The following is a 21,523-nucleotide window of genomic DNA, read 5'->3' on the forward strand; positions in this document are numbered from 1 at the left end:
CTAATATCGGCATACGGCAGGGAAACCAGCAGGGCGGTGATGTTCACAATGCGGTCGTTCGCGGCGGGCATCCCCGACCCGACCTCGGCCTCCGTGCTGGGGATGCCCCTGTGGCTCTGGGTGCTCATCGGAGGGGTCGCGCTGTTCGGCGCCTTCCAGGCCTACTACTGGATCGGCAGGAAGCTCGGCCCAAGGCTCTACGCCACCCGGGTGGGCAGGCGGATCAGCCAGGACGGCATCCGCAAGGTCGAGAACGCCGTCAGCAGGTGGGGCGCGCTCGCCGTCTACGGCTGTTTCTGGATTCCCGGGTTGCGGCACACGCTGCCCTGGGCCGCGGGGGTGCTGCGTGTCTCCTACCCGTGGTACGTCGTGGCCAGCGCCCTCGGCTGCCTGACCTGGGTCCCCATCGCGTCCTTCGGCCTGTACTCGCTGTTGTGGGGCTGGCTCAAGCTCGCGGCCGAGTCTCCGCTGCTCGCGGGCACGGGTCTTCTCGTGGCGGCCGTGGCGGTCACGCTGTTCGTGCGTCACCGCAGGAACGCGCGGCGGGCCAAGGAGGAAGTCACCGTCGGGTGACGCCGCGCCGTACGGCTTGTGTCACACCTCTGCGCGGTTTCTGCCACCATGTTCCCCATGCAAACCGGGGGAATTCGTCTTTTCGCCTGTACCGCTCTGGCCACTGTGACCACGGCGACAACCGGGTTCGTCGTGCCCGCGCACGCCGCGGCGCCGGTCGTGTCACAGGCCGTGACGAGGACGGTCGCGGCCTCGACCGCTCCCGCGGTGGCCGCGAAGGTCGCCTACCTGCTCGACGTGACCACGGGCAAGCCGCTGTTCGCCAAGCAGGCCACCAAGCGGGTGCCGATCGCCAGCCTGACCAAGGTCATGACGGCCTACGTCGTGCTGCGCGAGGCCGGACTCGACGACGTCGTGAGGATCAACGCCGACGACGTACGGCACGCCGCGACGAACGACGCGACCAGCGCCTCGCTGCGCGCCGGGGAGCGCCTGACCGTCCGGGACCTGCTGTACGGGGTGATGCTCCCCTCGGGGGCGGACGCCACCCACGCGCTGGCCCGCGTCTACGGTCCCGGCGAGAAGAGGTTCGTGGCCAAGATGAACGCCGCGGCCCGCTCGCTCGGCCTGACCGGCACCCGCTACACCAACACCGACGGGCTGCCCAAGCCGTCCGGCGGCTACTCGACCGCCCAGGACCAGGCCAAGCTGGCCCAGGTCGCGCTGGGTGACCCGGTGCTGCTGGGCATCGTCTCGACCAGGCGCCACAGCGTGGCCGCCTCCAAGCTGCACCGGGCCCACACCTGGACCAACAGCAACAAGCTGCTCGGCAAGACGCCCGGCGCGCTGGGTGTGAAGACGGGTTACACCCGCGCCGCGGGCTACTGCCTGTCGTTCGCCGCCGACCGGGACGGCCACCGGTTCGTCGGGGTGATCCTCGGCGACGCGAAGTCCGAGCGCCGTTTCCAGACCGCCAACCGGCTCCTGGACTGGGCCGGCGAGCAGGTCTCCGGCACGGGCGACGACCAGGGCGAGGACGGCGGGTCCCTCAGCGGCGACGCCTAACCCCGGGCGTCTCCGGTTCCGGTGACGAGGACGCCGCGCATCAGGCCGTGACAGGCGATGGCCGCCGCCGCGACCACGTTGAGGGAATCGACGCCCAGGCTCATCGCGGCTGAGCTCATCGGGATGCACACCGGCTGGTCGGCCTCGTGCAGCCAGCGGGAGGACAGGCCGTCGCCCTCCGAGCCGAGCAGGAGGGCGACCCGGTCCGCCGTACCGGCCGTGTCGATCGGGGTCGCGCCCTGGTCGGGGGTGAGCGCCAGGGTCAGGAAACCCGCCGCGCGGAGTTCGGCGAGGCCGTCGTACCAGTTGGTCATCCGCGCGTACGGGATCGCGAAGACGGCGCCCATCGACACCTTCACCGCCCTGCGGTACAGCGGGTCGGCGCAGCGGGGCGACAGGATCACGGCGTGGACGCCGAGCGCGGCGGCGCACCGGAAGATCGCGCCCACGTTGCCGTGGTCCACCAGGTCCTCCAGGACGAGGACACGCCGGGGGCCGCCGCGCAGCGTCTCGGCGACCGTGGGCAGAGGCTTGCGGTCCATGGCGGCCAGGGCGCCGCGGTGGACCGGGAACCCGGCGATCTCCTCCATCTCCCGGTCCTCGACCACGTGGACCCGGTCGCCGAGACCGTCGAGCAGGTCGGCCAGGGAGTCGGCCCAGCGGCGGGTCAGCAGCACCGAGCGCACCGGGTATCCGGCGGCGACGGCCCTGCGGATCACCTTCTCCCCTTCGGCGATGAACAGGCCGTGTTCGGCCTCAAGGCTCTTGCGCAGTTCGACGTCACGCAGGTTCGCGTAGTCGGCCAGGTGAGGGTCCCGGTGAAGGTCCCGGTGGGAATCGGCTGCTTCAGGCATCCTGGAATACTGCCACGGCCTTTCTGAGCTGCCACACCGCGGCGTAGACGACCAGCAGCACGCTCAGCCCGGCCAGTGTTCCCGCGCCCAGCCTGGTGATCAGCTCGGTCCCGTCCCTCGGCGGGAAGAGCACGGGCCACACCGCCGCTCCCCCCAGGGTCGTGGCCACCGCCGCCAGGATCACGCCGAGCCGTACCGGGGTGGAGAGCCTCAGCCGGTCGGGCACCGCGACCGGGGTCATCCGGGCCAGGCCGCGCCAGGACCACCACAGCACCAGGCTCAGCCCGACCACGCTTGAGAGGTACTGCAGCACACGGAAGGCGGGCATCTGGCCGACGAGGGGGTCGACCAGCCAGGACCAGCCCCAGATCCGGATGCTGTACGAGTGGGTGAAGGAGTCCCACAGCAGGTGGGTGAGGGAGCCGACGACGCCGCCCGAGACCACGGGCAGCAGCCGGCCGATGTCGTGTTTCGGGGCCAGCGAGGCCGCCCTTCCCGCGAGGCCGGCGGGCAGCAGCGCGGTCAGCGGGTCGCGGAGCAGTCCGTGGAAGACGGCGAACATCACCAGGACGGCGAGCAGGTCGAGGGTGAAGGCGCCGGGTATGGAGTGCCAGATCCCGTAGTTCGGCAGGAAGGGCAGAAAGATCGGCAGGTCGGGTGCCATCGTGCCCAGCGCGAGCGCCCAGGGGTCGAGGACCTTGCGGGCCCGTGCCGAGGCGATGAACGGCAGCACTGCGGCGACGTGGCTGGGCGTGAACGGCACGAAGCTTTCTCCTGAGATCCGGTGATTCGTTCTTCTCCAGGAGACTATGGCGTCACATCCGCCACCGAGCGACTCATGAATCGGCCCTGAAACAACAGGGAGTGGCGTGTAGGTTACCTGGCGTGATATTTGGGGATTCAGGGACCACCACGGCCTGCCGGAGCACACCCCATGCGCCCGAGGGCGCACGCTGGCTGCGCGACGCCCGTACGGCGCGCGCCCTCTCGTTGGCGACACTCGTCTGGCTCGGGGCCGAGAGCGCTCTCGGCATCGCCGCCGGATTCGCCGCGCACTCGGTCGCGCTGATCGGCTGGGGCATGTTCTCACTGGTCGAGGCCGCGGCCAGTCTCATCGTCGTGTGGCGCTTCACCGGGTCGCGCACCCACTCGGCGCACGCCGAGGCCAGGGCGGGCAGGGCGGTGGCGATCAGTTTCTGGTTGTTGGCCCCCTATCTGGCGCTTCACGTGGTCTACGACCTGTGGGCGGGGCACACGGCCAGACCCAGCGTGCTCGGCGCGGTGGTCACGGCCGTCAGCCTGTTCGCCATGCCGTTCCTCGGGGTGGCCAAGCGGCGACTGGGCGCGCGGCTCGGCTCGGCCGCGACCTGGGGAGAAGGCACCCAGAACCTGCTGTGCGCCTATCAGGCCGTGGGTGTGCTGGCCGGGATCGCGCTGAACGGCCTGGGGTTCCGATGGGCCGACCCGGTGGTGGCGACACTGCTGGCCACAGTGGCCGTACATGAGGGGCGCAAGGCCTGGCGCGGGCACGTCTGCCACCACTGAGCCGCCCGTTCCCATACAGCACAGAGATCGTTTTCTATCGCGCAGGGGGATTTACACAGCAAAAAGGGTGTTTTGCCACTTTAAGCGTTCCCAGTACAGTTCCGTGAACATTGCGGAGAACCTCCGTATAAGGTGACCCGCTAGTTTCCGGACATCGAACGCGAAGAGGGCATCGTGAGCGGACGTCACAGGACGGATGAGCTCGACGACGGCTACGCCTCCTACAACCTGCCGCGGCGGCGCAGAAGCGGACGGGGCGCGGTGCTCGTGCCGTTGGCGGGCTCCGTCGCCCTCGCGGTGCTGCTCGGCGTCGCCGCCTTCGTGATCGTCAACCGGGACCGCGGGTGCGCGCAGACCCCCGTCACGCTGCGGGTGACGGCCTCCCCCGACATCCAGCCCGCCCTCTCCGAGATCGCTGGGCGCTTCACCAGGGCCTCCCGCGACTCCGGCGGCGGATGCGCGACCGTCACGGTGACCGGGACCGCCTCCGCCGCCGTGGCCTCCGGCCTGGGCGGCAGCGGGGGCGAGGTCGGCGCGATGGACCTGTGGATCCCCGACTCCTCCCTGTGGGTGAACGGCCTGCGCGCCAAGGATCCGGCCTTCCCCGCCCCCGGCGCCTCCGTCGCCCGCTCCCCCGTCGTACTGGCCGCCCCGGGCACCGCGGTCCAGGAGCTGCGGGACGACCTCGGCGAGGCGAGCTGGAAGGGCATGCTCGGCGCCGCGAACGTGACGGATCCCAACGGCCCTGGACGCAGGGTGCGGGTGCTCGCGCTCGACCCCTCGCGCAACGCGGCCGGGCTCGGCGCGCTGCTGGCCGCCTCGGGTACGGCGACGGCCTCGGGCGTCGGCCAGGAGGAACTGGTCGGCGCGCTCAAGACGCTGTCCGGCTCCACCGTCCGCGACCAGGACGCGCTGCTGGCGAGTCTCGGCGTCAAGGGCCGCAGGACCCCGATCGGCGTCGCCTCGGAGCAGGGCGTGTGGGCCTTCGACACCGGCAGGAAGCCGCAGGTCCCCGTCGTCCCGCTGTATCCGGCCGAGGGGACGGTCGACCTCGACTACCCGGCGGTCGTCACCACCCGGGACGCCGCCGTGCGCGCCGCGGCCGAGGCGTTCCTGCGCGACCTCACCACCGAGGCCGCCGGGAAGGACCTCCAGGACCGGGGTTTCCGCACCCCGGACGGCCGGGCGGGCACCGCGCTCCTGGGTCTCTCCGGCTTCCGCGCCCAGGCGCCGAAGTCACTGCCGCTCCCGGACGCCGCGACCGTCGCCGGACTGTCACGGTCGTGGTCCCGGCTGAACCTCGGCACCAGGTTGCTCACCCTGCTGGACGTCTCGGGCACGATGGCGCTCCCCGTGCCGGGGACGGGCCTGACCCGGATGCGGGCCATCACCAGGATCGCCACCGAGGGCATAAAGCTGTTCCCGGTCAAGAGCGAGATCGGGGTGTGGGAGTTCTCCACGAACCTGGACGGCCGGGGCGTCGACTACCGCGAGACGGTCCCGGTCGGCCCGTTGACCGAGAACCTGGACGGCGTCCTGCGCCGGGACCTGATCAACCGGAAACTGGCCGCGACCAGCGCCAGGGCGACCGGCGACACCGGACTCAACGACACCCTCGCCGCCGCCTACCGGCGGATGAACGAGGAGTACCAGGGCGACAAGATCAACACCGTGGTGGTCCTGACGGACGGCGCGGGCAACGACGACCCCGAGGGCGGCATCGGCGACCGGGAGATCCTCAGGAGGCTGAAGCGGGAGTACGACCCGGAGAGGCCGGTCAGCATCCTGATCATCGCCTTCGGGCCGGACGCGCCGAAGGGCAGGCGCCAGATGGAGGCACTGGCCAGGGCCACCGGCGGCGAGGCCTACATCGCCAAGGACATCGGACAGGTCCGCACGTTCTTCCTTGAGGGAATGCGGCGCCGCCTCTGCGCGCCGCACTGCTGAACCCTTCCCGGAGGCTCCGCCGTAGGGCGGACATATCACACGATCGACATGGATGGTGACCCTCTGCGGAGGGCGTGATTTGAGTCACTTCTCTCACCCCCGGCCCGCGCGGCCCCCGGCGCGCCCGGGCCACCTTTGTCACAACTGCCCCAGCCCACCCGATATGACGGAAAAGCCCTGCCCCGTAGGGCTTCGGTGGTTGCGCGTGAGACTCTCCCGGCGTGGCGAAAGGCCCAAGAGAGACATCCGAATCCTGACCGGATATCGTATGATCACTTGACTCCGCGCTGGATAACGCCAACGCATCGCTTTGCGATCCGGTAAACCATGGACTGAGGTCAAACGTCGGCATTGACGTTCGTCCGCAGTGATTGATCCCATGAATAGGTGATCGATCATGCCACTACGACCAGGAGTCAGGAGATGTCGACCAATCGCAGGGTGCTCGGGTGGGCGCTCACTCTTGCGTGCGTGGCGGGGGCCGTGATCGCGCTGGCCGGAATCGACACCCCTCTCCGGATCGTCCTCACTCCGCTGTTCCTCTTGGTCACTCCGGGTGCCGCAGCGATGGGACTGTTGCGTGATCGTGACCCTCTTGCGGCACTATCAGTGGGTGCGGCGGCAAGCCTGGTCGTGAACGTCCTCCTTGCCGTGGCCATGCTGTCCTTTGACAAGTGGTCGCCTCGCGCCGGGGTGGCGACGATCGCGGTGCTCGGTGGGTTCATATACGTGTTACGCGTGTTGTACCGGGGGAGCGCAAGCTTGCAGACCGAACAGGGGGCCAGTTCAAGGTGAACATCGTCGTCGTTCGCCCCGGTGACCTCGGGGAGTCCGAGATATCCCGATGGCGGGAGTTGCAGGGGGCCGATCCGTCCCTCGACAACCCCTTCCTCTCCGTGGAGTTCGCCCTGGCCATGGGCCGTCTCCGCGACTACGTCCGGGTCGCCGTCATCCAGGACGGTGGCCGGACGGTCGGATTCTTTCCCTACGAGCGCCACAACTTCGGCATCGGCAAGCCCCTGGGCGGTTTCCTCACCACCTGCCACGGCCTGATCTCGGTTCCCGACCTGGTCCTGGACGCCAAACAGCTGTTGCGCGCCTGCAGGCTCTCCGTCTTCGACTTCGACCACCTCGTCGCCGGTCAGCCGACCTTCGCCGAACACCAGTCGGACGTACGGCCCGCGCCGGTCATGGACCTGAGCTCGGGTTTCGACTCCTATATCGATCAGGTGAAGCAGAACTCACCGAAGAACTACAAGACCGTCCGCTACAAGGAGCGCAAGCTCGGCCGTGAGCAGGGCGAGATCCGCTTCGAATGGGACTCGACGGACCCCGCGACCCTGCGCACCCTGCTGAACTGGAAGTCGGACCAGTACCGCCGCACCGGGCGAGTGGACCGCTTCGCCCAGCCGTGGATCGTCCGGCTGCTCGACGAGATGCACGCGGTGCGCTCGGAGAGCTTCTCGGGCGTGCTGACCATGTTCTACGCCGGTGACACCCCCGTGGCCGGGCACTTCGGCCTGCGGACGGCGCACACCCTGGTCGGCTGGTTCCCCGCCTACGACACCGAGTACGCCCGTTACTCCCCGGGCATCACGCACCACCTCCACATGGCGGAGCACGCGGCCGGCTCGGGGCTGCGCCAGGTGGACATGGGCAAGGGCGGCCGCGAGTACAAGTCCTGGCTGAAGAGCGGCGACCTGTACGTCGCCGAGGGCCGAGTCTCGCGACCCTCCCCCGCGGCCGCGGTCCACTGGATGGGCCGCACGCCGGTCAACAAGGCCCGCACCATCGTCCTTGATCGACCCCATCTGTATCGGTTTGCCGATCGCGTGCTGAAAGGTTTCGGCCGGATGCGCACCTCAGCGCAGAACCAATCGGCCTCCACGGTCGTCAAGGAACCATGGGGAGTCGGCTAGGCCGACCCCCGGTAACAGCGAACACTCCCGCCAGGACCCTTCCATGCATCCCTCACCGCATTCGCCATTCCCGCCGCCCCCTCAGGCTGTGTCTGGCTCCGGGTCCTCCCGTCAGTCGTCATGACGACCGCCGAACCGGAAGGACATGTTTCATGAGTCCCGACATCGTCAAGCACAACGCCAAACCGCCGCTGCGAGCGATGCCACCGATTGAGCGGTTCACCCCTATCACCCCTCACATGGCCATCTCTCCCACGGTCAGCGTCGTGGTCCCCGCGATGAACGAGGCGGAGAACCTTCCGCACGTCTTCGCGACCCTGCCCCAGTGGATCGACGAGATCGTCCTCGTCGACGGCAACTCCGTCGACGACACCGTGGCCGTCGCCAAGCGGCTGCGGCCCAACGTCCGCATCGTCACCCAGACCGGCAAGGGCAAGGGCGACGCCCTGGCCGCGGGGTTCGCCGCCTGCACCGGCGACATCATCGTGATGATCGACGCCGACGGCTCGACCGACGGCCGGGAGATCATCCAGTTCGTCGGCGCGCTGGTCACCGGGGCCGACTTCGTCAAGGGGTCGCGTTACGCGTCCGGCGGGGGCAGCGACGACCTGACCTTCAACCGCAAGTTCGGCAACAAGGTGCTCACCGGACTGGTCAACCGGATCTACGGCACCAGCTACAGCGACCTGTGCTACGGCTACAACGCCTTCTGGGCGCGTCACCTGGACGTGCTCAACCTGGACTGCGATGGTTTCGAGGTCGAGACCCTGATGAACATCAGGGCGGCCAAGGCCGGGCTCAAGGTGCAGGAGGTTCCCAGCCACGAGCGCTGCCGTATTCACGGCGAGAGCAACCTGCACGCGGTAAGGGACGGGATCCGGGTGCTGAGAACCATCATCAGAGAGTGGCGGAACAACCCCGTCACCGCCGCTCCCGAGCCTGCGGCCACCACCCCCGCGGCGGACCAGGGCGCCGCGTAGTCATGAGAACCAGTGTCGTCATCTGTGTCTACACCGAGGAGCGCTGGGAGGACATCCGGGCCGCCGTCGCGTCGGTCGAGAACCAGCGGCGCAGGCCGTACGAGATCATCCTGGTGGTCGACTACAACGCGGACCTGCTGCTGAGGCTCAAGCAGGAGTATCCCGATGTGATCGTGGTGGAGAACACGCAGGAGAAGGGGCTGTCCGGCGGCAAGAACACCGGCGCGGCGACGGCCTCCGGCGACATCGTGGCGTATCTCGACGACGACGCGGTCGCGGAGGCGGGGTGGCTGGAGGCACTGGAGGAGGGCTTCCAGGATCCGGCCGTCGTCGGCGTCGGCGGGCTGACCAATCCGCTGTGGGCGACGGGACGCCGTCCCGGCTGGTTCCCCCGCGAGTTCGACTGGACCGTCGGGTGCTCCTACCGGGGCATGCCCACCCGGCGGTCACCGATCCGCAACGTCATGGGCGGCAACGCCGCCTTCCGCAGGGAGCTCGTCGGGCAGGTCGGCGGGTTCCACACCGGCATCGGCCGCAGTGTGCAGGGGCGCAAGCCCAGGCCTCTGGGGTGCGAGGAGACCGAGTTCTGCATCCGGCTCTCCCAGCGGATCCCCGGCGCGGTGATGCTGTTCGAACCCGCGGCGGTGATCGGCCACAAGGTGCCCGAGGTGCGGGCCAGGTTCGCCTACTTCCGGTCCAGGTGTTACGCGGAGGGCCTGTCGAAGGCGCTGGTCACGCACAACGTCGGCGCCGGGGACGGACTGGCGAGCGAGCGGGCGCACGCGCTGAAGGCGCTGCCGCTCGGCGCGCTGCGGGGCCTGGGAGACGTGCTCCGTGGCGATTTGTCAGGGTTCGGCAGGGCTGTGGCGATCGTGGTCGGACTCGCCTGGACGACCTGGGGGTACGTCGTCGGATCTCTCCGGTTGAAGGTGGCGAAATCGTGATCCGCGTGCCGATTCTGATGTATCACTCCATCTCCGACCGGCCGAACCCGGAGACGAAACCGCTGGCCGTACGGCCCTCGGTGTTCGCCGACCAGCTCACCTACCTGAAGGAGAACGGCTTCACCCCGCTGACCGTGGCCGACATGGTCGCCTCGCTGCACAGGAACAACGGGCGTTCCCTGCCCGAGCGGCCGGTCGTGGTGACCTTCGACGACGGCTACGCCGACTTCCACAGCCACGCGCTGCCGGTGCTCGAACGCCTCGGCTTCCCCGCGACGGTCTTCCTGACCAGCGGGTGGGTCAGGGACGCGGGCGAGAACGCGGCGGGCAGGCCGCTGGACACGATGCTGACCTGGAGCCAGGCCCGGGAGGCCGCCTCGTGCGGCATCGAGATCGGCGGCCACAGCCACAGCCACCCCCAGCTCGACCAGTTACCCGAGGACCGGCTCCGCCAGGAGCTGCGCCGCAACAAGGCGCTGCTCGAGGACAAGATCGGGGCCCCGGTCGCGACCATGGCCTACCCGTACGGCTACTCAAGCGGGCGGGTCAGACGTGAGGTGCGGCGCGCCGGCTACTGGGCCGCCTGCGCGGTGAGCAACGCCATCGCCGCCGACAGGCACGACGTGCTCGCGCTACCACGCCTGACCGTGGCCGAGGGCACCTCGATGGGGATGTTCAGCCGGGCCGTCGAGGGCAGCCAGGTCCCGCTGATCTACATGAGGCAACGCGTCCTGACGAAGGGTTACGCCGTCGTCAGGAGGACCCGCTACGGCCTGCGCCGGGTGCGCGGTCTGGCGTGAGGAACACGTCCTCGGACGTGGGGGGAGGCGACACATGAGCGCGACGACGGACGAGCCGCAAGGGCGGCTCGCCGGGTTGCGGCAGCGGGTGACGCGCGATCTGCGCAACCCGCTCTTCCGCAACGGCTACGCGCTCATGGCCAACACCGCGATCACCGCGGTGCTCGGCATGGGCTACTGGTGGCTCGCCGCCCAGCTGTACGGCCCCGCGGACTTCGGCAGGGGCCAGGCGCTGATCACCGCCATGCGGCTGTTCGCCTCGCTGACCGCGCTGGGGTTCGTCGGGGCGCTGGCGCGCTTCATCCCGGTGGCCGGACGGCGCACGCCCGCGCTCATCGTCAGGGCGTACGCGGTCGCCGGAGCGACCGGCGTGGTCGCCGCGCTCGGGTTCCTGCTCACGTTGCCGTGGTGGGGGCCGACCTACGCCTCGCTCGGCGGCCTCGGCCCCGGGCTGTTCTTCCTGGCCTCGACGCTGGTCTGGTCGGTGTTCACGCTGGAGGACGTGACGCTGGCCGGGCTGCGCAAGGCCACGTGGGTGCCGGTGAGCAGCCTGTGCTACGGCCTGGTCAAGATGGCCATGCTGGTGGGTCTGGCGTTCGCGCTGCCCCGCGACGGCATCTTCGTCTCATGGATCATCCCGGCCGCGATGGCCCTGATCCCGATCAACCTCCTGCTGTTCAGGAAGGTCATCCCCCGGCACGTCGCGCGCACGAAGGACACGGCCAGACCGCTCGCCTTCGGCGAGGTGGGCCGCTTCCTCGCGGGAGACTACCCGGGCACGCTGTCGATCCTGGCGAGCGTCTACCTGATCCCGGTCCTGATCGCGGCCAGGGTGGACGAGGTCACCTTCGGCCTGTTCTCCATGGCCCACACGCTGGGCTCGCTGATCGAGCTGCTGGCGATGAACATGGCCACCTCGCTGACCGTCGAGGGATCCTTCGACCGGGACCGGTTCGCGTCGAACTCCCGCAGGGCGCTGCGCCGGTCCTTCATGATCATCATCCCGATCGTGATCGTGACGATTCTCGCGGCGCCCCTGATCCTGCGCATCTTCGGCCCGGACTTCGCCGACCGGGGAACACTGCTGCTGCAGCTGATGGCCCTGGCGGTGCTGCCCAGGGTGCTGATCGAGATCTATCTGAGCGGTCTGCGGGCTCTGGGAAAGGCTCGCAGGCTCGCGTTCGTCCAGGTCTTCCTGGCCGTGCTCGTGCTCACCAGCACCCTGGTGCTGTTCCCCTCGGCGGGGATCGAGGCCGTCGGCTACGCGCTGCTGCTGAGTGAGCTGCTGATCGCCGCGCTGATCTTCCCCGACCTTCGCAAAATGCTCAACGGTGGGGAAAGATCAAATACGGTCGTCACGGCCGGGTCCGTATAACCCCCATGATGTAGACGTGAGGCAACGCTCAGGTGATGACGTGAAATCGGAGGCCGCAGAGGCGGGGGAGCATTCCCCCGTCTCCGAGGAGACGCACGCCGGACCCGAGGACAGTCCCACTTCCCCGGCCGCTCCCGAGAGCCTTGAGGACAACGACTTCAAGGACTTCGAGGACCCCGAGAGTTCGGGGGACCTGGAGGGCTCCGGAGGTTTGGAGGACGCCGAGGAGAACGTTGGTCCCGGGGATCAGGAGGAGCCGGACGTCTCCGGCGACGACGACCCCTCGCCGACCGCGGTCTTCCGCATCCCCGGCCACACGGACGAGGAGTCCTCCGAGGACACGAGCATCTCGATCATGGACACCTCGGTCCTCGGCTCCTCGGTCACGGACTCCTCCGTCGTCGACTTCTCGGTCGTCGACCTGCCGGGGGTCACCGACGACGAGCCCGAGAGCGAAGCGGACTCCGAGCCCGAGCCGGATCCGGAACCGGGCCCCGGATCGGACCCCGAACCGGGCTCCACATCAGGCTCCGAACCGGGCTCCGAACCGGGCTCCGCATCAGGCGAAGACGGCGACGGCGAGGACGTGGAGGCGACCGCCGAGGTACGGCTGCCCACCGCCCGGCGTGCCGGACTCCCCGGATCCGCCAAGAAGGCCGACCCGGACGCCACCAGGAACGTCAGGGTGTCCGCGTCCATATCGGTGCCCACGCTCCAACCCCGTGTCCCGTGGTCGGAGCGGCTGGCGCGCTCGGCGATGGCGTGGCTCCCGCCGCTGCTGACCATCGAGGGCCTGATCATGTACGTGCTGGCCCTGCGTGCCGCGCCGGGCCCGTTGCGAGGTGTCGACCTGTCGCGCATCGACGGTCTCGGGCTGATCTCCGCGCTGCCCGTCACCTCGTTCGTCGCGATCCTGCTGATGATCACGGCGTTCTTCGTCACGATCGCGCAGAACACCGACCGCAAGTTCCTGCTGCTCTTCCAGCTGGCGGTGATCACCTTCGCGTTGCACGGCGCCGCCGCGCTCATCGAGGACACACCGCGCTTCCACACGGCCTACGTCCACGCGGGCTTCGTCGAGTTCATCAACCGTACCGGGACGTCCTCACCGATCCTCGACGCCCGTTTCGCGTGGCCGGGGTTCTTCGCGCTGGTCGCGTTCGTCACGAAGGCCGCCGGAGTCACCGACCTGACGCTGGTCCTGCGCTGGACGCCACTGCTGTCCAACCTGCTCTACCTGCTGCCGTTCGTGCTGATCCTGCGCCAGGTGGTCGCGACGACCCGAGCCCGCTGGTTCGCGGCGCTGCTGTTCATCCTCGTGCAGTGGATCGGCCAGGACTACTTCTCACCGCAAGGCTTCACCTACGCGATCTACCTGGCCTTCGTGGCGATCGTGCTGCGCTGGTTCGGCAAGGTGGAGGTCCGTGACGCGGCCGCGCCGCCCAAGGGCCGCATCCGGCGGCTGCTGGCCAGGCTGGACGGGCTGGCCCCGGGCGAGCTGACCCACTCGACCAGCGTCTACGACCGCTCGATCATGCTCATCCTGCTGATCGTCCTGTTCGGAACGGCGACGGCCTCGCACCAGATCACGCCGTTCATGATGCTCGGCGCGTTGACCGGCCTGATCCTGTTGCGGCGTTCCTCGCTGAGCTGGGCCCTGCCGTTCCTCCTCGGGCTGATCGTGCTGTCGTGGATCAGCTACCAGACGGTCACCTTCTGGAGCGGCCACATCGAGGAGCTGTTCGGCGGCCTCGGCCGGATCCTGGAGAACCTCCAGCGCAACACCGGCGACCGGATCGAGGGCAGCGACAGCAGGCACACGCTGGTGCTGCTGGCCCGTCTGGGCATCTGCGCGGTCATCCTGCTGCTGGCCGCGGTCGGCCTGCTGCGCCGCCTGCGCCGGGGGGTCGGCGACCGGGCCGCCCTGCTCCTGCTGTGCGTTCCGGTGCTCGCCCTCGCGCTGCAGAGCTACGGCGGCGAGATCGGCCTGCGCATCTACCTGTTCGCGCTGCCCGGGGCGTGCATCCTCGCCGCCTACGCCTTCTTCCCGAACCTGCCCGCCGGTACGGCCGACGCCCCCGAGGAGGCGGTTCCGGCCCGCAGACGCGTCATCAGGCTCGACCCGCTGCTGACCCGCAGGATCTCACTGCTGCTCGCCGCCGCGTGCGCGATGGCACTGTCGATGTCCTTCCTGGTCGCCCGCTACGGCAACGAGCAGTTCGAGCGGGTCTCCAGCGACGAGGTCCAGGCGATGCACTACGTCTACGGGCACGACAAGCCCAGCGGCAGGGTGCTGTTCCTGGTCCCGATCATCGGTCCCGAGGTCACGCCGACCATCCCGTGGGGCGAGCGCGACTTCGACAAGATCGAGTATCAGCAGGTGCTCGTGGACAAGAACCCGGAGCAGCTGTCCTCCGTGATCGACAAGTTCCGTGTCTCCCCACCGAACACCTACCTGGTCGCGAGCCGTGGCCAGGCCGCCTACCTGCAGCTCAACCATGGTTTCCCGACCGACTGGAGCAAGCGTTTCCGGGCCGCCCTCGACGCGTCACCGGAGCTCAAGCGGGTCTTCGACAGCCCCGACGCCGCCGTGTACACGCTGAAGACGTATCCGGAGAACGCCGAGATCCCGCAGCCGCGTCCCCTTACGGGCTTCGGCGACCGCGGCTCCCCTATGACCCCGATCGGCCTCGGCGCCCTCGGAGTCACCTGGATTGCACTGTTTGTCTATGAGATGCAAAAGCTGCGCGATCCCGGCCGTGTTTCGAAGAGGGGACGACGCATCCTGTTTGTCGCGGTTCCCGCATTCCTGCTGGCGGTCGCGGTGATTGTCGAACGCTTCATCGTCATCGGGTTCAACCAGATCCAATAGGCGCGAGCCTCCGGGGCCCCCGGTATAAGGACCAACTATCGCCGGGGGCGCGTGACGCGCGCGGCATGTTGAAGGACGGTTCGATGGTCATGGGAGAGCATCATCGCCTGGTGAAACCTGTCGTGGCCATGACCATGGCCGTCCAGGATCGCAGGATCGCGGCCGTGGACGCCCTGCGCGGGTTCGCGCTGTTCGGCATCGTGGTCGTCAACATCGCCTACCTGGCCTCGGGGTACCGCATGGCGGGCCTGGCCGAACCGGCCTTCTCCGCGCCGCTCGACTGGGAGGTGCGCTGGATCGTCACGGTGTTCTTCGAGAACAAGTTCTATCTGCTGTTCTCGTTCCTGTTCGGCTACAGCTTCACCCTTCAGCTCGACTCGGCCGCGGCCTCGGGGATCGCCTTCGTACCGCGTTTCCTGCGCCGTCTGGCCGGACTGTTCCTGCTCGGCCTGGCCCACGCCGTACTGCTGTTCCCCGGAGACATCCTGGCCACCTACGCGGTGGTGGGGCTGGTGCTGCTGGCCGTACGGAGGATCAAGCCGCGAACCGCGGTGCTCTTCGCGGTGGCGCTGACCCTGCTGCTCGCGACGGGGTTCATCCTGATGGCCGGGCTCGCGCTGCTGGGGACGGACCTCTCGGGCACCGTGGCCGGGGGCGCCGCGCAGGCGGCCAAATCGGACGCGGCCCTGCAGAGCTCGGTGCCCATGATCATCTCGGACCACCTGCACAAGCTCGGCAGGATCGTGGTGCTCCGGGTGCTCTTCCAGGGGCCCGCGGTGCTCGCCGCCTGCCTGGTGGGGCTGGCCGTCGGCAAGCGGCGGCTGCTCGCCGATCCCGATCGGCACACCGCCACGCTGCGCCAGATCCAGTGGGTGGGATTCCCGGTCGGCATCCTGGGGGCGATCTTCTACGCGCACTCGACCTGGTCGGGCGGCACGAGCGTCCACCACATGCTCGGCCAGGCGGTCGACCTGATCACCGCGCCGCTGCTGGCCGCGGCGTACGTCGCGACCCTGCTGCGGATGCTCCCCCGTGCCCCGCGCCTGACCTCCGTACTGGTGCCGCCGGGACGGACGGCGCTGACCAACTATCTGAGCCAGTCGCTGATCTGCTCGCTGATCTTCACCGGCTACGGGTTCGCCCTGATCGACCGGCTCAGCCCGCTCGCCGTCTCCTCGATCGCCGTGGCGATCTTCGCGTTCCAGGCGGCCGCCAGCGGGATGTGGCTGCGCAGCCACCGGTACGGTCCCGTCGAATGGCTGCTGCGCTGGTTCACCAACTGGCGCAGACCCGACATCAGGCCCCATCCCGCCCGCTCCACCTGACCTCATACGGTTCCAGGTCGAACTGTTTGCCGTCGATCGTCGTGGTCGCGGCGGCGTCGGTGGTGTTGACCATCACGAACTGGCGTTCCTGGGCCAGCACCCGCACCGCGGGATTGGCCGAGGTGAGCGGTACCAGCGGGACACCCTCGGGGAACCACTTGGTGAACCCGCTCAGCACGCCCGCCATCGGCAGCTCCTCCCCCGTGCCCGGACGCCACAGGCAGCCGGGACAGTCCTCGCCCGGTTTGCGTTGCGGATTCCAGTAGAGGGCGGTGGACGCGCCGCTGGTGGCGAACTCCATCATGGCGACGGTCTGCACGGCGGTCCTGCGCTCCTCCGTCCAGTCGGCGTTGTCCGGCGCGACGTACCATTCGGCCCACCAGACCGGCAGGCCGCCGCTCTTCTGTTTGAGCCAGGTGGTGACGGCGCCGAACTTGGCGAGCGCGGTGAAGTCGTCGGGGTGGGCCCCGGCGTCCCTGGTCATGGAGGCGCCGTCGACCACGATGAAGTCGGCGCCCTTCTTGTTGCGGATCCAGTACTCGACGGCGTCGAGGTCACGCTGGTCGACCACGCCCCAGGGACCCTGGAGTTCGGAGCCCCGGCCGTTCTTGTCGCTGACGATCGGGACGTAGGGGCCGCCGACCTTGATGTCGGCGTTCACCTCCTTCAGAGCCGTGTAGACCTTGTTGTACAGCTCGGTGTAGGCCTCGGCGTCCCAGCGGTTGGTGGCCGAGTTCCAGAATCCCTTGAACTCGTTCCACACCATGAAGTGCTCGACGGTGGGGTAGCGCCTGGCGACCGTGGCGGCGAGCTTCGCGAAGTCGTCGAAGTTCTCTCGGTTCGGCGGCGACTCCAGGGTGTTCCAGTCGGTACGCCCGTCGGTGCCGCCCTTCATCCAGTCGGGGGCGCAGCACAGGGTGATGACGGGCAGGGCCTGTGAGCGGCCCATGAACTGCACCCGGCGGTCGAGGTTGCGGAAGTCGTATTTGCCGCGTACGGGCTCGGGGTTGTCCGCGCCCCAGCCCATGATGTGCTGGTTCTGCACCAGGGGGACCCGGGCCAGGAGGTGTGAGGCCGTCTCGGCGACCTCCTCCCGCTCCGCGTCACCGCTGAACTCGGTGTGGGTGACGCCCCAGCGAGGCCAGGCGCCGAAGTTCGGGGGTTGTTCGACGGCGGGCGCGGGCTGCGGGGGAGGGATCGCCACGGCCCGCCCTCTCGGCTTGCCGTGCCCTGTCGACATGACGACGATCCCGACCAGGAGCGCGAGAGCGACGACTCCCGCTCCCGTCGCGATCAGCCAGTTCGGAATCCGCCGGCGCGGTCCGTCAGTCGGTATCACCGCTCGTCCTCGATCCTGGGCACGGTCCAATGAAGCGTTCCACAGCGACGGCGGACGCGACCGCGAGAGGACGCGGCTCACAGCCAAGCGTTACCGGCCGCATCGTCAGGCTATCCACGCGACTTGCAGAACACTTGAAACTTCTATCGCAGATTGGCACCTGACCGGTAACCCACCGTGATCATCAAGGGTGGTACGGAGCGCCTCCTCCCATGGAGCCCCGGAACGTTACATCCTGGGAGAACCCTGGGAAAACCACCTATGACCCGATCCTTTACCGCTACATTACGCACCGTGCCGCACGCTGTGAGTACGCATATCCTGTGCGCATTCATGCCCGAAGGCGCATCGGGGAAGTCGCAACCCCAGTAGGAGCCCATGCACGTCTCTATCGTCCATCCTCGCGAACTGGCGGAGTCCGACATCGAGCGATGGCGGACCCTTCAGGACGCGGACCCCGCCTTCGACAGCCCCTTCCTGTCCCCCGAGTTCACGATCATCGTCGGCGAGCTGCAGGAACAGGTCCGGGTGGCGGTCCTGCAGGATGGCCGGGAGACGGTCGGCTTCCTTCCCTTCGAACGGCACGCGATGGGCATCGGCAAGCCGGTCGCCGCGGGGCTGACCGACGCCCAGGGACTGGTCCACGTCAAGGACCTCGAACTCGACCCACGAGAGCTGATCAGGTCATGCGGTCTGGGGGTCTTCGAGTTCGACCACCTGGTGGCCGGGCAGCCGCTGCTGTCCGGGCGGCACACCCGCCACCCGTCACCGATCATCGACCTGCGCGACGGCTACGACTCCTACGTCGAGACGGTGAAACGCGACTCGGGCAAGACCTACCGCTCCACGGCCTACAAGGCGCGTAAGCTTCAACGAGACCATGGAGCGATCCAACACGACTACGCCACGACCGACCGGGCGGCGCTGCGGACGCTGCTCGGCTGGAAGACCGACCAGTACCGCCGCACCGGCAGGACCGACCGCTTCGCCCGGCCGTGGATCGTCAAGCTGGTCGAACGGCTGCTCGCCACCGACACCGAACGCTTCGGGGGGGTCTTCGACGTGCTACGGGTCGACGGACAGCCGGTCGCGGGCCACTTCGGTCTGCGCACCGCCACCACCCTCGCGGGCTGGTTCCCCGCCTACGACATCGCCTACGCCAAGTACTCCCCCGGCCTGATCCACCACCTCGCCATGGCGGAGAAGGCGGCCGCCGCGGGCATCGAGGTCATCGACCTGGGACGCGGCGAGAAAGAATACAAGGAGAAGCTCAAGAACGGGGAGTACGAAGTGATGGAGGGCCGCATCGCCAGGCCGAGCGCCGGGGCGGGCATCCACTGGGCGCTCAGCGTGCCGGTCCGCAAGGCGCGGGGAACCGTTCTGGCCAACCCGGTCCTGCGGACCACGGCCGACCGGGCACTGAAGACCTTCGGCCGCCTGCGCACCTCCTTGTCGTCGTGAGCGCCCGGTGACCCCCGAGGGCCTGGTGGCCACACGAACGGGGCGTCACTGCTTGGCCGTACCGTCCAACCGGCTCGGCCTCTATCTCGCGCTGCGGCACTGGTGCCTTCCCGGGCAGCGGCTGCTGATGTCGCCGATCTCCGCGGACGAAATTCTCTTCCTGGTGCTGGCCGCCGGGCTGCGTCCCGTCATCGCGCCGCTCTCACCGCGTGACGGCAACATCGACGCCGACGCCGTCGATCTCGGCACCGTCGACGCCGTGCTGACCACCAACCTGTACGGCCTGCCCGACCGGGTGGCCGCGTTCGCGGGCAAGACGCTGGTCGAGGACGTCGCCCACGCCATGGAGACGACGGTCGGGGGCAGGCCGCTCGGCACGTTCGGGGTGGCCGGGGTCTTCAGCATGTCCAAGCACGCGGGGGCGGGTTCCGGCGGGGTGATCGCGGTCGAGGACGAGGCCGACCTGCGTCCCCTTGAGATCGCCCGTGACCTGCTGCTGGGGCCGTACCGGCCGGTGGCCGAGGCCCGGTCGGTGCTGACCTCGGCCGCCAGGCACTCGACGGTCCGGCTCGGCCTGGTCAGGCCCGCGCTGTGGGCGATGCGCGCGCTCGGCCTGGAGGAGAAGCGCGAGGGCCTGCGGATCGCCACGCGCCCGGAGGAGCTTGCCGAGGCCATGAAGCGGGTGCCCGACCTGCCGCCGTTCGACTCCTGGGTCAGGGCCGACCTGCACGACTACCGGACCAGACGGGGGCCGCTCTCCCGTCGCTACCAGGTGAGACGGCTGCGCGGGCTGCCCGGGCAGCGGGCCCGGCGGGTCGCCGGGGTGCGCGCGCTCGCCGAGTTGCCCACGGTCGCCGCGGGCGTGCTCGCCCACCTCGACCAGCCGCTGTTCCGGGTGCCGCTGCTGGTCGCCGACCGGGACGCGGCCATCGCGGCGCTGGAGCGGCGCGGGGTGGCCACCGGATACCTCTACGACCCGCCCTACGACGACTATCTGCCCGGCCTCGTGGAGCCCTCCGACGATCCGGGGACCGCGCGGTGGTGGGGGCGGCACGCGCTGCCCGTCGATCCGCTCCAGGCCCGCCGCGCACTGCCCGTGGTCAGGGAACTCGCTCCGGCGCCGCCCCCTCCCCCGCGGGCCGCAGCTCCCCGATCAGCTCCGCGATCACCGATACCCCCCGCCTGACCTCGGACAACGAGGCGGAGCCGTAGCCGATCACCAGACCGTGCCTGTCGGCGGCGCCGTGGTCGTCGCGGTTCATCCCGTTGAGCAGGACCCCGCGTTCGGCCGCGGCGGCGACCAGCGGCCCGACCACGTGCTCGGGCAACTCGACCATGACGTGCAGCCCCGCGGTGTCGCCCGTCACCAGCGTGCCGAGGCCGGCGACGACCTCCGCCCGGCGGCGGGCGTATTCGAGCCGCATCCGGCGCAGGTGTCTGTCGAGGTCACCGCGTTCGAGCAGTACGGCCATCGCCTGCTGGGTGGGGCCGCTGGTGCGGTCACCCAGGTCGTCTCGGACCTCGGCGACCGCCGCGAGCAGGCCCGGCGAGGCGACCAGCCAGCCGACGCCGACGTCGGGGGCCAGCGACTTCGACAGCGTGCCGAGCAGCACGACCCACTCCGGTCCGAGGCCGTACAGGGCGGGCAACGGGGCGACGTCGTAGCGGAACTCGGCGTCGTAGTCGTCCTCGACCACGACCGCCCCGGTACGGCGGGCCCAGGCGAGCAGGCGTTCCCTGCGCGGGACGGGCAGGCGCCCGCCGAGGGGGTACTGGTGTGCCGGGGTGGTGTACAGCACGCGCAGGTCGTCGGGGAGGGCCTCGACGATGACGCCGTCCTCGTCGACCGGACAGGACACGACGTCGGCGCCCCGCGCGGCGAAGACGTTCCTGGCGACCCGGTAGCCGGGGTCCTCGACGCCCGCCCGGTCGCCGGGCCGCAGCAGGGTCGCCGCGACGAGGTCGAGGCCGTTGCCCGTCCCCCGGGTGACCATGACGTTCTCGGGACCGGCCGCGACCGTCCTGGTCCTGCGCAGGTGCTCGGCCAGCGCCCGGCGGAGCCTGGGCAGGCCGTACGGGTCGGGGTTGCTCCCCGGCGGCAGGTCGGCGGCGGCACGCCACGCCCTGCGCCAGGCCGCCCGGTCGTAGTCACGCACCCACGGCCTGCCCGGGCGCAGGTCGATCACGGGCCCGGCGGGGGTCTCCCGCGCGGGGGCGGAGACGGGCGAGAGGTCCATCGGGACCTCCGGCTCGCGCGGGGCCAGGTCGGCCACGTAGGTGCCGGAGCCGTGACGGCCTTCGAGCCAGCCCTCCGCGTAGAGCTGCTGGTAGGCCTCGGTCACGACGGTCCTGCTGACCGAGAGCTGGCGGGCCAGGGCCCGGGAGGAGGGCAGCCGCTCCCCGGACTTGAGCGTGCCGTCGCGCATCGCGGCGCGCAGCAGGTCACCGAGCTGGGTCATGAGCGCGGCGGGAGCCTGGCGGTCAACCGACAGGGGCAGGTCAACGGGGATGCGCGGCAAAGTGGTCTCCCAGAGGCGACACGAAGTGGACGTGGTTTCGATATCCACTTCTTCCTAGGGTAGGG

At 69.5% G+C, this 21,523-nt stretch carries 18 protein-coding genes; 14 read left to right on the forward strand and 4 right to left on the reverse strand.

Going from position 1 to position 21,523, the window contains the following annotated elements; all coding sequences use genetic code 11:
* The first annotated feature begins 39 nt into the window (after window positions 1-39).
* Both ACFYY8_RS19870 and ACFYY8_RS19875 read left to right on the forward strand, forming a co-directional pair.
* A complete protein-coding gene (locus ACFYY8_RS19870) occupies window positions 40-573 on the forward strand; it encodes a DedA family protein (RefSeq protein ID WP_390042809.1) in 534 nt (177 codons plus the stop codon).
* 105 nt (window positions 574-678) lie between these two features.
* A complete protein-coding gene (locus tag ACFYY8_RS19875) occupies window positions 679-1,578 on the forward strand; it encodes a D-alanyl-D-alanine carboxypeptidase family protein (RefSeq protein ID WP_390042811.1) in 900 nt (299 codons plus the stop codon).
* On the opposite strand, the gene ACFYY8_RS19880 is transcribed toward ACFYY8_RS19875, so the two are convergent.
* Both ACFYY8_RS19880 and ACFYY8_RS19885 read right to left on the reverse strand, forming a co-directional pair.
* Window positions 1,575-2,432, reverse strand: a complete 858-nt coding sequence (locus ACFYY8_RS19880) for a TrmH family RNA methyltransferase (protein WP_390042813.1) — start codon at window positions 2,430-2,432, stop codon at window positions 1,575-1,577. The genes ACFYY8_RS19875 and ACFYY8_RS19880 overlap by 4 nt on opposite strands.
* Window positions 2,425-3,195: a DUF4184 family protein gene (locus ACFYY8_RS19885; protein ID WP_390042815.1), complete on the reverse strand. Its 771-nt coding sequence runs from the start codon at window positions 3,193-3,195 to the stop codon at window positions 2,425-2,427. Before ACFYY8_RS19885 ends, ACFYY8_RS19880 begins: the two co-directional genes overlap by 8 nt.
* Before the next feature lie 122 nt (window positions 3,196-3,317).
* Here ACFYY8_RS19885 and ACFYY8_RS19890 point away from each other — a divergent pair, with 122 nt between their 5' ends.
* The 10 genes from ACFYY8_RS19890 (at window position 3,318) to ACFYY8_RS19935 (ending at window position 16,139) form a co-directional block, all read left to right on the forward strand.
* Window positions 3,318-3,977: a cation transporter gene (locus tag ACFYY8_RS19890; RefSeq protein WP_390042817.1), complete on the forward strand. Its 660-nt coding sequence runs from the start codon at window positions 3,318-3,320 to the stop codon at window positions 3,975-3,977.
* A 174-nt stretch (window positions 3,978-4,151) separates the two neighbouring features.
* A complete protein-coding gene (locus ACFYY8_RS19895) occupies window positions 4,152-5,924 on the forward strand; it encodes a substrate-binding domain-containing protein (RefSeq protein WP_390042819.1) in 1,773 nt (590 codons plus the stop codon).
* Between the two features lie 423 nt (window positions 5,925-6,347).
* Window positions 6,348-6,719, forward strand: a complete 372-nt coding sequence (locus ACFYY8_RS19900) for a hypothetical protein (protein WP_390042821.1) — start codon at window positions 6,348-6,350, stop codon at window positions 6,717-6,719.
* Complete coding sequence (locus ACFYY8_RS19905) at window positions 6,716-7,843, forward strand: GNAT family N-acetyltransferase (protein ID WP_390042823.1); 1,128 nt, start codon at window positions 6,716-6,718, stop codon at window positions 7,841-7,843. Before ACFYY8_RS19900 ends, ACFYY8_RS19905 begins: the two co-directional genes overlap by 4 nt.
* Before the next feature lie 152 nt (window positions 7,844-7,995).
* The gene (locus ACFYY8_RS19910) at window positions 7,996-8,823 is read left to right on the forward strand and encodes a glycosyltransferase family 2 protein (protein ID WP_390042825.1); all 828 of its coding nucleotides are present in this window, start codon (window positions 7,996-7,998) and stop codon (window positions 8,821-8,823) included.
* Between the two features lie 2 nt (window positions 8,824-8,825).
* Window positions 8,826-9,767, forward strand: a complete 942-nt coding sequence (locus ACFYY8_RS19915) for a glycosyltransferase family 2 protein (protein ID WP_390042827.1) — start codon at window positions 8,826-8,828, stop codon at window positions 9,765-9,767.
* Window positions 9,768-9,772: 5 nt separating this feature from the next.
* Entirely contained in the window at window positions 9,773-10,567 is a 795-nt protein-coding gene (locus ACFYY8_RS19920; RefSeq protein WP_390042830.1) for a polysaccharide deacetylase family protein, read from the forward strand.
* A 34-nt stretch (window positions 10,568-10,601) separates the two neighbouring features.
* On the forward strand, window positions 10,602-11,942 hold the full coding sequence (locus ACFYY8_RS19925) for a lipopolysaccharide biosynthesis protein (protein ID WP_390042832.1): 1,341 nt from the start codon (window positions 10,602-10,604) through the stop codon (window positions 11,940-11,942).
* A gap of 40 nt (window positions 11,943-11,982) precedes the next feature.
* The gene (locus ACFYY8_RS19930; protein ID WP_390042834.1) at window positions 11,983-14,814 is read left to right on the forward strand and encodes a hypothetical protein; all 2,832 of its coding nucleotides are present in this window, start codon (window positions 11,983-11,985) and stop codon (window positions 14,812-14,814) included.
* A 110-nt stretch (window positions 14,815-14,924) separates the two neighbouring features.
* Window positions 14,925-16,139 carry a DUF418 domain-containing protein gene (locus ACFYY8_RS19935; RefSeq protein ID WP_390042836.1) on the forward strand — a complete coding sequence of 405 codons (1,215 nt, stop codon included), beginning with the start codon at window positions 14,925-14,927 and terminating at the stop codon, window positions 16,137-16,139.
* Here the strand turns inward: ACFYY8_RS19935 and ACFYY8_RS19940 are convergent.
* Window positions 16,111-17,478: a xylan 1,4-beta-xylosidase gene (locus ACFYY8_RS19940; RefSeq protein WP_390042838.1), complete on the reverse strand. Its 1,368-nt coding sequence runs from the start codon at window positions 17,476-17,478 to the stop codon at window positions 16,111-16,113. The genes ACFYY8_RS19935 and ACFYY8_RS19940 overlap by 29 nt on opposite strands.
* Before the next feature lie 378 nt (window positions 17,479-17,856).
* Between ACFYY8_RS19940 and ACFYY8_RS19945 the strand changes: the two genes are divergently transcribed.
* A complete protein-coding gene (locus ACFYY8_RS19945) occupies window positions 17,857-18,939 on the forward strand; it encodes a GNAT family N-acetyltransferase (RefSeq protein ID WP_352010524.1) in 1,083 nt (360 codons plus the stop codon).
* A 7-nt stretch (window positions 18,940-18,946) separates the two neighbouring features.
* Entirely contained in the window at window positions 18,947-20,125 is a 1,179-nt protein-coding gene (locus tag ACFYY8_RS19950; protein ID WP_390042840.1) for a DegT/DnrJ/EryC1/StrS family aminotransferase, read from the forward strand.
* On the opposite strand, the gene ACFYY8_RS19955 is transcribed toward ACFYY8_RS19950, so the two are convergent.
* Window positions 20,040-21,458, reverse strand: coding sequence for a PLP-dependent aminotransferase family protein (locus ACFYY8_RS19955; protein WP_390042842.1), 1,419 nt, complete (start codon window positions 21,456-21,458; stop codon window positions 20,040-20,042). The two genes, ACFYY8_RS19950 and ACFYY8_RS19955, sit on opposite strands and share 86 nt — an antisense overlap.
* Between the last annotated feature and the right edge of the window lie 65 nt (window positions 21,459-21,523).

Origin of the sequence: Streptosporangium sp. NPDC001559 (genome assembly GCF_042893955.1) — a bacterium.
Classification (GTDB): Bacteria; Actinomycetota; Actinomycetes; order Streptosporangiales; family Streptosporangiaceae; genus Streptosporangium.

What these genes read in the sequence shown, in the direction of transcription:
- ACFYY8_RS19880 (WP_390042813.1), bottom strand. Translation starts at nt 2,432, where the DNA reads ATGCCTGAAGCAGCCGATTCCCACCGGGACCTTCACCGGGACCCTCAC.
- ACFYY8_RS19945 (WP_352010524.1), top strand. Translation starts at nt 17,857, where the DNA reads ATGCACGTCTCTATCGTCCATCCTCGCGAACTGGCGGAGTCCGACATC.
- ACFYY8_RS19925 (WP_390042832.1), top strand. Translation starts at nt 10,602, where the DNA reads ATGAGCGCGACGACGGACGAGCCGCAAGGGCGGCTCGCCGGGTTGCGG.
- ACFYY8_RS19900 (WP_390042821.1), top strand. Translation starts at nt 6,348, where the DNA reads ATGTCGACCAATCGCAGGGTGCTCGGGTGGGCGCTCACTCTTGCGTGC.
- ACFYY8_RS19870 (WP_390042809.1), top strand. Translation starts at nt 40, where the DNA reads ATGTTCACAATGCGGTCGTTCGCGGCGGGCATCCCCGACCCGACCTCG.
- ACFYY8_RS19910 (WP_390042825.1), top strand. Translation starts at nt 7,996, where the DNA reads ATGAGTCCCGACATCGTCAAGCACAACGCCAAACCGCCGCTGCGAGCG.
- ACFYY8_RS19915 (WP_390042827.1), top strand. Translation starts at nt 8,826, where the DNA reads ATGAGAACCAGTGTCGTCATCTGTGTCTACACCGAGGAGCGCTGGGAG.